Annotated in this window: 2 protein-coding genes and 1 pseudogene; all 3 read left to right on the top strand. The window is 72.3% G+C overall.

Features of this window, described 5'->3' with window-relative positions; translation table 11 throughout:
- Positions 1-82: 82 nt before the first annotated feature.
- A pseudogene (locus tag NK214_RS24105) lies at positions 83-1,507 on the top strand (condensation domain-containing protein); the annotation flags it as partial.
- Positions 1,398-8,978 (top strand): non-ribosomal peptide synthetase, encoded by a 7,581-nt coding sequence (locus NK214_RS24100; protein WP_253315707.1) that lies wholly within the window; start codon positions 1,398-1,400, stop codon positions 8,976-8,978. The pseudogene NK214_RS24105 and the gene NK214_RS24100, both read left to right, overlap by 110 nt.
- Positions 8,975-12,757, top strand: a 3,783-nt coding sequence (locus NK214_RS24095) for an amino acid adenylation domain-containing protein (RefSeq protein ID WP_253315706.1), incomplete at its 3' end; no start/stop codon positions are given. The genes NK214_RS24100 and NK214_RS24095, both read left to right, overlap by 4 nt.

Below are 12,757 nucleotides of genomic sequence, written 5' to 3'. Positions count from 1 at the left end.
GCCGGGCGAGGCCGGCGACGCGGCGGCGCTGTCGCCGGGGCAGGCCCGTCTGGTCGCGGCGACGCGGCTGGGCGATCCGGCGATGTACAACGAACAGGCGGCGATCGAACTCGCGGACGCCGTCGACGAGGAGGCCGTCGCCCGCGCCTTCGCGGCGCTCGCGCGCCGGCACGACATCCTGCGCACCGTCTTCAGCGACGGCGAGCCGGAACAACAGCGGGTGCTGCCCGAGCCGCTCGTCGCCTTGCAAGCGTGGGCGGTGGACGGCGACGACGCCTTGCGCGCGCGCGCCGCGGAACTGGCGCGACAGCCCTTCGCCGCCGGCGCGCCGATGTGGCGCGTCGATCTGTTCTCGACGCCCGAGCGCGCCGCGGTGCTGGTGCTGACCATCCATCACGCCATCTTCGACCGCTGGTCGATGAGCGTGCTGATCCGCGATTTCAGCGCCTATCTCGCGTCGCCGGACGCGGCCGAGCCCTCGGCGCCCCGCCTCAGTTATCGAGACTATGCCGCCTGGCAGCGCCGCTGGATGGCGTCGCCGGACTACGCCGCGCAACTGGACGCCTGGACGGAGGCGCTGGCGGAGGTGGACGAGGTGCCGGCGATACGCGGCGACCGCGCGCGTCCGCCGGCGCTGAGCGGGCGCGGCGGCACTGAACGCTTCGAGATTCCGGCCGCGTGCATGGACGCGGCGGCCGCGTTCTCCCGCGGCCATAACACCACGCTGTTCACCACCTTGTTCAGCGCCTTCGCGCTGCTGCAGCAGCGTTACACCGGCGAAGCGCGCGGGCTGACGCTGACGCCGGCGGCCAACCGGCCCTTCCAGGCGGCGGAGGACATCGCCGGCTACTTCGTCAACCTGGTGGCGCTGGCCACCGAGGTGGGCGAGGGCGACAGCTTCGGCGCGCTGGTGGACCGGGTCCGCGACGCCAGCGCGCAGGCCTTCGCGCGCCAGGGCGTGCCGCTGGACGCCATCGTGGAGCGGCTGCGCGCGCGCGGCGGCCCACGGCACGAGCAGCTGGCGCAGACCGTGTTCGCCTTCCAGAACGTCCGCCTGCCGGCGGTGCGCACCGCGAGCGGCGCGGCCGTGCCCTTCGATCTGGACAGCCCGTTCGCGCGCTTCGATCTTTATCTGTCGATCGAGGGCGACGAGCGCGGCACTTTCGCGGTGTGGCAGTACAACACCGATCTGTACGACGCGGCCACCATCCGTCAGCTGGGCGAACATTATCTGGCGTTGCTGCGCGCGGCGCTGGCCGCGCCGGACGCGGACGCGCGCGGCTTGCCCATCCTGTCCGAGGCCGAAGAAGCGCGCCTGCGCGGATGGGGGCGGCATGAGCGCCCGTATCGGGCGGACGCCGCGATCGACGCGTTGTTCCGCGAATGCGCGGCCGCCCATCCCGGACGCGTCGCGCTGGAACAGGGCGGCGAGCGCTGGACTTACGCGGAGCTCGATCAGTGGTCGGACCGCGCGGCCGGCGCGCTGCGCGCGGCCGGCGTCGAGGCCGGCGCGGTGGTGGGCGTCGCGGGCGCGCGCTCCCCGCGGCTGCTGGCCGCCATCCAAGCCGGCGCTGAAGGCCGGCGCCGCCTATCTGCCGCTGGATCCGACTTATCCGGCCGCGCGCCTGAGCGCGATGACGACCGACGCCGCGCCGGCCTTGATGATCGTCGCCGACGGTCTGGACGCCGGCTGGCTCGGCGATTACGCCGGACCGGTGCTGAGCCTGGCCGACTGCGAGGCCGGCGACGCGCGGCCCTTGTCGTCCGCGGCGCGGCGCGCGGAGGACCTGGCTTATGTGATGTACACCTCGGGCTCCACCGGCCGGCCCAAGGGCGTGGCGGTGCCGCATCGCGCGGTGGTCCGGCTCGCCGTCGGCGGCGGCTACGCGCGCTTGGACGCGTCGACGGTGATGCTGCAGCAATCGCCGCTGGGCTTTGACGCCTCGACCTTCGAAATCTGGGGCTGCTGGCTGAACGGCGGGCGGCTGGTGCTGGCCGAGCCCGGCATGCCCTTCCTGGACGCGGCGTCGCGCGACGGCGTCACCACGATGTGGCTGACCGCCGACCTGTTCCGCATGATGGTGGAAGAGGAGCCGGCCGCGCTCGGCGGCCTGCGCGAACTGCTGACCGGCGGCGACGCGCTGCCGGTGGCGAGCTGCCGCGCCTTTCTCGAGGCCTGCCCGGGCGTCGCGCTGATCAACGGTTACGGCCCGACGGAAAACACCACTTTCACCTGCAGCCATCGGGTGACGGCCGGCGACGTGAAACGCGGTTCGATTCCGATTGGGCGGCCGATAGGCAATACCGAGGTGCGCGTGGTCGACGCCGGCGGCCGGCTGGTGCCGGTCGGCGTGCCCGGCGAATTGTGGGCGGGCGGCGACGGACTCGCGCTCGGCTATCTGGGGCGCGCCGACTTGACGGCGGAACGCTTCGTCGCAGCGCCGCCGCCGGACGGCGGGCGCTGGTATCGCACCGGCGACCGCGTGCGCTGGCGGCGCGACGGGGCGCTGGAGTTCCTGGGCCGAGCGGATGAGCAGATCAAGCTGCGCGGCTACCGGATCGAGCTGGGCGAGATCGAGGCGACGCTGGGCCATCACCCCGGCTTGAGCGGCTGCGCCGTCGCGCTGCGGCGCAGCGCCGCGGACGAGAAGCAATTGGTCGGCTATCTGGTGGCGCGGCAAGATTCGGCCGAAGCCGCGGACGCGGCGGCGGTGCAGGCATGGCTGGAGACGCGGCTGCCGGGCTATATGGTGCCGCGCGCCTGGGTGTGGCTGGACGCCTTGCCGCAGTCCGCCAACGGCAAGGTGGACCGCAAGCGCCTGCCGGAGCCGCAGATCGAGGCGGGCGCGGCGGCGGCGGAGAACGCGGCCGAGGCGGCGCTGGTGGAGATCTGGCAAGGCCTGCTGGGGCTGGAGCGCGTGGGGGTGAGGGACAACTTCTTCGCGCTGGGCGGCGATTCCATCCTGAGCATACAGATGGCGTCGCGGGCGGCGGAGCGGGGCTTGCGCATCAGCCCGCAGCAAGTGTTCCGCTATCCGACCATTGCCGAACTGGCGGCGGAAAGCGGCGCGGCGGAAGAGACCGGCGCGCCGGCGGAGCAGGGCGAGGTGAGGGGCGAAGTGAGGCCCGGCCCGATCCAGGCCTGGTATCTGGACTGGCCGGGCACGGACTGGCAACAGTTCAGCCAGGGAGCTTATCTGGGCCTGAGCGGCCCGCTCGACGCCGAAGCGCTGATCGGCGCGTTGCAGGCGGTGGCGCAGCGGCACGACGCGCTGCGGATAGGCTGGCGGCGTGACGGCGAGCGCTGGATTCAGGAAAGCGGCGCCGGCGCGCCGGCGGAAGTGAAGATAACGGACCTGCGCGGCCTGGCCGACGCCGACGCCGAGGCCGCGCTGGAGCGCGACGCGGCCGAACTGCAGGCCGGTCTGCGCCTGGACGGCGCCGGCCTGTGGGCGGCGCGGCTGTACCGGCTGGACCAAGGCTGGCGCCTGCTGTGGCTGGCGCATCACGCCTCGGTGGACGGGGTGTCGTGGCGGATTCTGCTGGAAGACTTGTGGCGGGCCTACGCGGCGCTGAGCCGGGGCGAGGCGACGTCGTGGCCGGCCAAGACGGTGTCGTACCAGGCGTGGTCGCAGCGGCTGTGGGCCTGGGCGGACAGCTTGCCGGAATCGACGCTGGACTACTGGCGGGAGATGGACGCGCCGGGGATGACCCTGCCCGGCGTCGGCGCGGGCGAAGACACGGTGGCGGCGGAATCGCGGGTGTCGCTGCAATGGGACGCGGCGACCACGGAACGCTGGCTGCGGCAGGCGGGCGAGGCCTATCGGATGCGTCCGGAGGAATTGCTGCTGGCCGCGCTGGCGCGGGCCTTGCGCCAATGGACGGGCGCGGAGGAATGCGTGCTGGACCTGGAAGGCCACGGCCGCGACGGGCTGGCGGGCGTGGACGTGTCGCGCACCGTGGGCTGGTTCACCAGCTTGTATCCGCTGCGGCTGCCGCTGAGCGGCGACTTGCCGCGGGACCTGAAGTCGGTGAAGGAGCGGATGCGCGGCGTGCCGGACAGCGGCATCGCCTATCAGGCGCTGCGTTACGGCGGCCGTGGATCGGAGCTGGGCGGCCATGCGCGCACGGTGTGCTTCAACTACCTGGGCCAATGGCGGCTGGAGGAAGGCGGCGCGCCGGGCGCGGCTTGGCTGGGCGAGCCGCCGGGCGGCGCGCGCTCGGGCGGGATGAGGCGGCGCTACGCGCTGGACGTGGTGGCGCAGGTGCACGAAGGACGGCTGCGGGTGGACTGGCTGTACAACGCGGCGCTGCAAGCGGCGGACGCGATGACGGCGCTGGCGGAGCGCTTCCGCGCCGAGCTGGACGCGGTGCTGGCGCATTGCCTGTCGCCGCAGTCGGGCGGCCTGACGCCGTCGGACCTGCCGCTTGCTCAACTGGAGCAGAGCGATATCGACGCGATCGAGCGCGAGCATCCCGGGCTGGAGGCCTTGTACGGCGTGACGCCGTTGCAGCAGGGCATTCTGTTTCACTCCATCGCGGACGAGGACGCGCCGCTCTATATAGAACAACTGCACTGGAAAATGAGCGGCGTCTTCGACGCGGAACGCTTCCGTCAAGCCTGGTTCGACGTCGCGGCGGCGCACGCCGCGCTGCGCACCACCTTCCGCTGGCGGCAGTTGCAGAGCCCGGTCCAAATCGTCCATCCCCGTCTGGACCCGGACTGGGACACGCTGGATTGGCGCGCGCTGTCCGCCGAGGCCTGCGTCAGCCGCTTCGACGCGCTGCGCGAGCTGGACCGTCAACGCGGCTTCGATCTGGAACGCGGGCCCTTGCTGCGCGGCACCCTGATCCGCGAACCCGGCGACGCCTGGCGCTTCCTGTGGAGCTACCACCACGCGGTGGTCGACGGCTGGTCGGTGCCCTTGATCCTGAAGCAGGTGATCGGCCGCTACGCCGAGCTGGGCGCCGGCGACGCGGCCCCGTTGCCGGGCAGCCGTTTTCTGCCCTTCGTCAATTGGCTGGCGGCGCGGGACGAGAGCGAGCAGGCGGCGTACTGGCAACAGGTGCTGGCCGGCATAGAAGAGCCCACGCCGATAGGCTTCGCCGCGCCGGCGCGCGGCGCGCGAGCGCGGGGCCAGGGCCGGCGCGCCTTCGTGTTCGACGCGGGGCTGAACGAGCAGGTCGACCGCGCCGCGCGGCGGGCCGGCGTCACCCGCGCCAGCCTGCTGACCGGCGCCTGGGCGCTGACCCTGGGCTACGCCGGAGGCGGGCGCGAGGTGGTGTTCGGCACCACGCTGTCCGGCCGGCCGGCGACGCTGCCGGGCGTCGAGCGGATGGTGGGGCTGTTCATCAACACGGTGCCGGTGCGCGTCGGCATCGACGACGACGCGCGCGTATCGCAATGGTTGCAGCAACTGCATGGACAGCAGAGTGAACGGGCCAGACTGGGCGCCGCCTCGCTGACCGACATCCGGCGCTGGGCGGGCTACGAGGGCGGCGAGCTCTTGAGCAGCCTGTTCGTGGTGGAAAACTATCCGATGGACCGCAAGCTGGCCCGAGGCGACGCCGGTTTCGACGTCAGCGAGTTCGCGGCGGCCGAGACGCGCACCAATTATCCGCTGGTCGGCCAGCTGATTCCGGGCGAGGAGACCGTGCTCTATGTCGATTTCGACGCCTCGCGCTACGACGAGGAGGGCATAGGCCGGCTGGGCGCGAGCTTCCTGCATCTGCTGGCCCAGCTCGCCGCGCAGCCGGACGCGCGGCTGGGCGATCTGACCTTGGTCGACGACGACGAGGCGCGCCGGCTGATTCACGACTGGAACGCGACGCCGCCGGTCGGCGACGGTTATCTGCTGCACGCCGGCATAGAGCGGCACGCCGAGCTGACGCCGCTGGCGCCGGCGATCATAGGCGTGGACGAGGCGATGAACTACCGCGAACTGGCCGACGAGACGCTGCGCGTCGCCAGGGCGGTGGCGGCGGCGGGCGCGCGGCGCGAACCGGTGGCGGTGCTGCTGCCGAGGAGCGCGCGCGCGGTCGCCGCCTACTCGGGCGTGATGCGCGCCGGCTGCGCCTATGTGCCGGCCGATCCGGCGATGCCGCCGGGACGCTTGCGCGATCTGCTGGCCACGGTCGGCCATGTGCTGACGACGCGCGAGCATCTGCCGCTGCTGGACGGCGTCGCGGCGCGCGCGATCCTGATCGACGAAACGCCGCCGGCCGAGGTCGCGCTGCCGGAGGCGGCGCCCGACGATCTGGCCTATGTGATGTTCACCTCGGGCTCCACCGGCAAGCCCAAGGGCGTGATGATCAGCCACCGCGCGGCCGCGCTGACGATGGAAGTCTTTCTGCGCCGTTATGAGATCGGCGCGTCCGACCGCTTGATGTGCGTGTCGGCGGCGGGCTTCGACCTGTCGGTATTCGATTTCTTCGGCGCGTTCGCGGCGGGCGCCGCCGTCTTGCTGGCGCCGGAGTCGTCGACGATCGCGCCGGCGGCGTGGCTGGATCTGATGGCGCGCGAGGGGGCGACGGTTTGGGAGTCCGTGCCGGCGGTGATGGAGCTGCTGCTGCTGGAGTGCCGGCAGAGCGGGCGCGCGCTGCCGCCCTCGCTGAAGCTGGCGATGTTGAGCGGCGACCGCGTGCCGGTGGGGCTGCCCGCGCAGATCCGCGCGGCGGCGACGTCCGATCCGGAGGTGCTGGCGTTGGGCGGCGCCACCGAGGCGGCCATCTGGTCGTGCTGGTACGACACGCGGGGACTGGCGGCCGACGCCGCCTTCGTGCCCTATGGCCGCCATCTGCCGGGGCAGCGGCTCTATGTGCTGTCTTCCTCGCTGCAGGCGGTGCCGGTGGGGGTGCCGGGCGATCTGTGGATCGCCGGCGCGGGCGTGGCGCTGGGTTATCTCGGCCAGCCGGATCTCACTGCTTACCGTTTTGTCGACAATCCCTTTGTGCCGGGCGAGCGGATGTACCGGACCGGCGACCGCGCGCGCGCGCTTGCCGACGGCAATCTGGAATTCCTGGGCCGAGTGGACGATCAGGTCAAGATCGGCGGCTTCCGGATCGAGATCGGCGAAATCGAGGCCGCGCTGGCGGCGGCGCCGGGCGTGGAGCGCGGCGTGGCCTCGGTGGTCGAGCGCGACGGGCGGCGGATCATCGCCGGCTATGTGCTGTTGCTGCCGGGCGCGAGCCTGGATCCCGCCGCGATTCGCGACGCGCTGGCGCGGCGGCTGCCGCCATACATGCTGCCGGCGTCGATCATGGCGCTGGACAGCGTGCCGCTGAGCGCCAACGGCAAGGTGGACCGCAAGCGCCTGCCGGAGCCGCAGATCGAGGCGGGCGCGGCGGCGGCGGAGAACGCGGCCGAGGCGGCGCTGGTGGAGATCTGGCAAGGCCTGCTGGGGCTGGAGCGCGTGGGGGTGAGGGACAACTTCTTCGCGCTGGGCGGCGACTCCATCCTGAGCATACAGATGGCGTCGCGGGCGGCGGAGCGGGGCTTGCGCATCAGCCCGCAGCAGGTGTTCCGCTATCCGACCATCGCCGAACTGGCGGCGGAAAGCGGCGCGGCGGAAGAGGCCGGCGCGCCGGCGGAGCAGGGCGAGGTGAGGGGCGAAGTGAGGCCAGGCCCGATCCAGGCCTGGTATCTGGACTGGCCGGGCACGGACTGGCAACAGTTCAGCCAGGGAGCTTATCTGGGCCTGAGCGGCCCGCTCGACGCCGAGGCGCTGATCGGCGCGCTGCAGGCGGTGGCGCAACGCCACGACGCGCTGCGGATAGGCTGGCGGCGGGACGACGAGCGCTGGATTCAGGAAAGCGGCGCCGGCGCGCCGGCGGAAGTGAAGATAGCGGACCTGCGCGGCCTGGCCGACGCCGAGGCCGCGCTGGAGCGCGACGCGGCCGAACTGCAGGCCGGTCTGCGCCTGGACGGCGCCAGCCTGTGGGCGGCGCGGCTGTACCGGCTGGACCAAGGCTGGCGTCTGCTGTGGCTGGCGCATCACGCCTCGGTGGACGGGGTGTCGTGGCGGATTCTGCTGGCAGACCTGTGGCGGGCCTACGCGGCGCTGAGCCGGGGCGAAGCGATGTCGTGGCCGGCCAAGACGGTGTCGTACCAGACGTGGTCGCAGCGGCTGTGGGCCTGGGCGGACAGCTTGCCGGAATCGACGCTGGACTACTGGCGGGAGATGGACGCGCCGGGGATGACCCTGCCCGGCGTCGGCGCGGGCGAAGACACGGTGGCGGCGGAATCGCGGGTGTCGCTGCAATGGGACGCGGCGACCACGGAACGCTGGCTGCGGCAGGCGGGCGAGGCCTATCGGATGCGTCCGGAGGAATTGCTGCTGGCCGCGCTGGCGCGGGCCTTGCGCCAATGGACGGGCGCGGAGGAATGCGTGCTGGACCTGGAAGGCCACGGCCGCGACGGGCTGGCGGGCGTGGACGTGTCGCGCACCGTGGGCTGGTTCACCAGCTTGTATCCGCTGCGGCTGCCGCTGAGCGGCGACTTGCCGCGGGATCTGAAATCGGTGAAGGAGCGGATGCGCGGCGTGCCGGACAGCGGCATCGCCTACCAGGCGCTGCGTTACGGCGGCCGTGGATCGGAGCTGGGCGGCCATGCGCGGACGGTGTGCTTCAACTACCTGGGCCAATGGCGGCTGGAGGAAGGCGGCGCGCCGGGCGCGACTTGGCTGGGCGAGCCGCCGGGCGGCGCGCGCTCGGGCGGGATGAGGCGGCGCTACGCGCTGGACGTGGTGGCGCAGGTGCACGAAGGACGGCTGCGGGTGGACTGGCTGTACAACGCGGCGCTGCAAGCGGCGGACGCGATGACGGCGCTGGCGGAGCGCTTCCGCGCCGAGCTGGACGCGGTGCTGGCGCATTGCCTGTCGCCGCAGTCGGGTGGCCTGACGCCGTCGGACCTGCCGCTCGCTCATCTGGACCAGAACGATATCGACGAAGTGTTACAGCTACTGAACGAACAGCCATGAACAAAACATTATCAAACGCCGCGCAGCAAGCCGGCTCGAAAGTCGAGACCATGCTGCCGTTGACGCCGACGCAGCAGGGCCTGCTGTTTCATACGCTGAAAGCGCCGGAGTCCGGCGTCTATTACGAACAGGTCGCTTGCGCCTTCCAGGTCGCGCTAGACGCGGCCGATTACCGGCGCGCGCTGGAAGCGGTGATCGCGCGCCACGGCGTGCTGCGAACCGGCTTTCTGTGGGACGGGCCGTCCAAGCCGGTTCAGGTGGTCTTCCGCGACGTCGAACTGCCGTGGGTGGAGGAGGACTGGCGGGCTTTCGATCCCGAGGAACAGCGGCGGCGTCTCGCCGCCTACCGGGACGCGGACCGGCGTCCGGGCTTTCACCTGAGCCGCGCGCCGCTGATGCGCTGCGCCTTGTTCCGCACCGGCGAAGAACGCTATGAGTTCGTGTGGAGCTATCACCATCTGCTGCTGGACGGCTGGTCGGTGCAGATCGTGCTGGGCGAAGCGCTCGCCTGCTACGACGCCTACCGGCGCGGGGCCGATCCGGCCTTGCCGCCGCCCCAGCCCTACAGCGCTTTTCTGCGCTGGCTGGACCAGCAGGACGGCGCGGCGGCCGAGGCCTTCTGGCGCGAGCGGCTGGGGGATGTGCGCGCGGCCACGCCCTTGCCGCTGGCCGAGGAGGCGGGCCCGGAACGCGAGTGCGGCCACGGCCTGCTGGAACGCGAGCTGGACCCGCGGACGAGCGAGGGCCTGCAGCGGCTGGCGCGCACCTGCGAGCTGACGCAGAGCACGGTGATCCAGGCCGCCTGGGCCTTGCTGCTGGCGCGAGCGAGCGGCCGCGACGACGTGGTGTTCGGCACCACTGTGTCCGGCCGGCCGGCCGAGCTGCGCGGGGTCGAGCAGATGGTGGGGCTCTTCGTCAACGCGCTGCCGACGCGCGCGACCGTGGACGCCGCGCAGACGCTGGGCGACTGGCTCAGACAGCTGCATCGCCGGCATGTGGACGCCGAAGCCTACGCCTATACGCCGCTGCACGCGATTCCGGGCTGGAGCGGCGTGGCTCCGGGCGCGCCCTTGTTCGAGAGCCTGGTGGTGTTCGAGAACTATCCGGCGCGCGCGGACGCGACGCGCTATCGGGAACGGCTGGGCGTCGGCGACGTCGAGGTGGTGGAGCAGACCAACTATCCGCTGACCGTGGTCGCGATTCCCGGCGAGCGTCTGCGCTTGCGCCTGCATTACGATCGCCAGCGCGTGTCGGAGGCGTCGGCGGAGCGGATCGTCGCGATGCTGGCGCGGCTGCTGGAGCAGTTTGAACGCGGCGGCGCCGCGCTGCGCATCGGCGCGGCGTCGCTGCTGGGCGCGGAGGCGGGCGGCGCGCTGGTCGCGGGCTGGAACGCGGCGGCCCGGTGCGCGGACGAGACGGCGCGCCAGTGCCTGCATCGCCGTTTTGAGGCGCAGGCGCGCGCGCGTCCCGACGCCGTCGCGCTGCAATGCGAGGGCGAGGCGCTGACTTACGCCGAACTGGATCGCCGCGCCAACCGGCTGGCCTGGCGGTTGGACGCCGCCGGGGTGCGCGGCGACACGCCGGTTGCGCTGGCGTTCGGGCGCGGCGTGGACAGCATCGTCGCGATACTGGCGGTGTTGAAGGCGGGCGCCTTCTATGTGCCGCTCGATCTCGACCATCCGCCGGAACGTCTCGCCTGGATACTGGAGGATATCGGCGCCGGCGCGCTGATCTGCGGCGAGGAGGCGCGCGAGCGCTTCGGGGACTTCGGCGGGGTTCTGATCGGGATGGGGGGTGCGGCGGAGTCCGGCGAGCGCGAAGACGCGCCGCCGCCGCGCGACACTTCGCCCGCCGACCTGTGCTACGTGATCTACACCTCGGGCTCGACCGGACAGCCCAAGGGCGTGTGCGTGGAGCACCGCAATGTGGACCATCTGTTCGCGGCGACGCGCCGGAGCTACGGCATCGGACCGTCGGACGTGTGGACCCTGTTCCATTCCTACGCCTTCGACTTCTCGGTATGGGAAATCTGGGGCGCCCTGCTGCACGGCGGGAGGCTGGAAATCGTGCCTTACCGCTGCTCGCGCACGCCGGAGGCGTTTCTCGCGCTGCTGGAGCGCGAGGGCGTCACGATGCTGAGCCAGACCCCCAGCGCCTTCAAGCAGCTGCTGCGCGCGCTGGGCGACGCGCGGCGGCCCTTGCCGGCCGGCTTGCGCCATGTGTTCTTCGGCGGCGAGGCGCTGATTCCCAGCCAGTTCGCCGCCTGCCTGGGCGAGGAGAGCGGCGTCGCGCTGGTCAATCTCTACGGCATCACCGAAACCACGGTGCACGTGACCGAGCGCGTGCTGGGCGCGGGCGACGCGCTCTCCTCGCGCAGCCCGGTGGGCCGGCCCTTGCCCGGCTACCGTATCTACCTGCTCGACGCCGCCGGACATCCGGTGCCGCCGGGCGTGCCGGGCGAAATCTACGTGGGCGGGGAGGGCGTGGCGCGCGGTTATCACAAGCGTCCCGAGCTCGACCGCGAACGCTTCATCGCCGACCCCTTCCTGCCCGGCGCGCGGCTTTACCGCAGCGGGGACCTCGGGCGCTGGGACGCGGGCGGCGAGCTGGACTATCTGGGCCGCATCGACGAGCAGGTCAAGATCCGCGGCTTCCGCATCGAACTGGGCGAGGTGGAGGCGGCGCTGGCCCGGCACCCGGACGTCGCCGCCGCGGCGGTGATGGTGGACGAGGCGAGCATAGACGGCCACGCGCAGCTGGCGGGTTTCGCGGCGCCGCGCGAGGGCGCGTCGCTCTCTCCCGCCGCGCTGCGGGACTGGCTGGCGCAGCGCCTGCCGCCGCACGCGATTCCGGCGCGCCTGATCGAGGTGGACGCGATCCCGCTGACCCCTAACGGCAAGCTCGATCGCCGCCGGCTGGCCGACGCGCTGGCGGCGGACGGCGACGCGGCGCGTCCGCACGTCGCGCCGCGCGATGCGGTGGAACAGGCGCTGGTCGGCGTGTTCGAATCCGTGCTCAAGCGCTCGCCGGTCGGCGTCACCGACAACTTCTTCGAGCTGGGCGGGGACTCCATCCTGAGCATCCAGATCCTGTCGGCCGCGCACAAGGTCGGCATCGACTTCACGCTGGACGAGTTGATGCGCTCGCTGACCATAGCAAGGCTGGCGCCGCGGGTCCGGCGCACGGATTCGCCGCCGCCGGCCGCGAGCGCGCCGCCGCCTCCGCCGCCGCTGGACGCCGCCTACGAGGACGCCTATCCGCTCAGCGCGATGCAGATGGCGATGCTGGCCAATGAGATGCGGCACGGCCAGGACTCCGCCTATCACAACGTCAACGATCAGCGGCTGGCCCTGCCCTTCGACGCGGCCGCGCTCGAGGCGGCGTTGCGCGGCGCCTTCGAACGCCATCCGGCGCTGCGCACCGCCTTCGATCTGGCCGCCGACGAGGAGCCGCTGCAGTACGTGCACCGCCAAGTGCCCTTGCCGCTGGCGGTCAGCGACTGGCGAGGCCTGGACGCGGCGCGGCAGGACGCGCGGATTCTGGATTGGCGCGAGGCCGAGCGGCGCCGGCGCTTCGACGTCGAGCATCCGCCGCTGATCCGCTTCGCCGTGCATCGCCTGAGCGAGGAGGAGATGCATATCGGCGTGACCAAGCACCACGCGATTCTGGACGGCTGGAGCTTCAACCTGCTGCTCTCCGAGCTGATCTCGGACTATTCGGCGCGGGGGGGGGGGCGGGCCGGGGGGGGGGCGGGGGCGGCCCCCCGCGGCCCCCGCCTG

The sequence above is a fragment of the Chromobacterium sp. S0633 genome, assembly GCF_024158805.1.
Classification (GTDB): domain Bacteria; phylum Pseudomonadota; class Gammaproteobacteria; order Burkholderiales; family Chromobacteriaceae; genus Chromobacterium.
The sequence above is the reverse complement of the archived record's forward strand: the minus strand, read 5'-3'. Positions and strand labels throughout refer to the sequence as shown.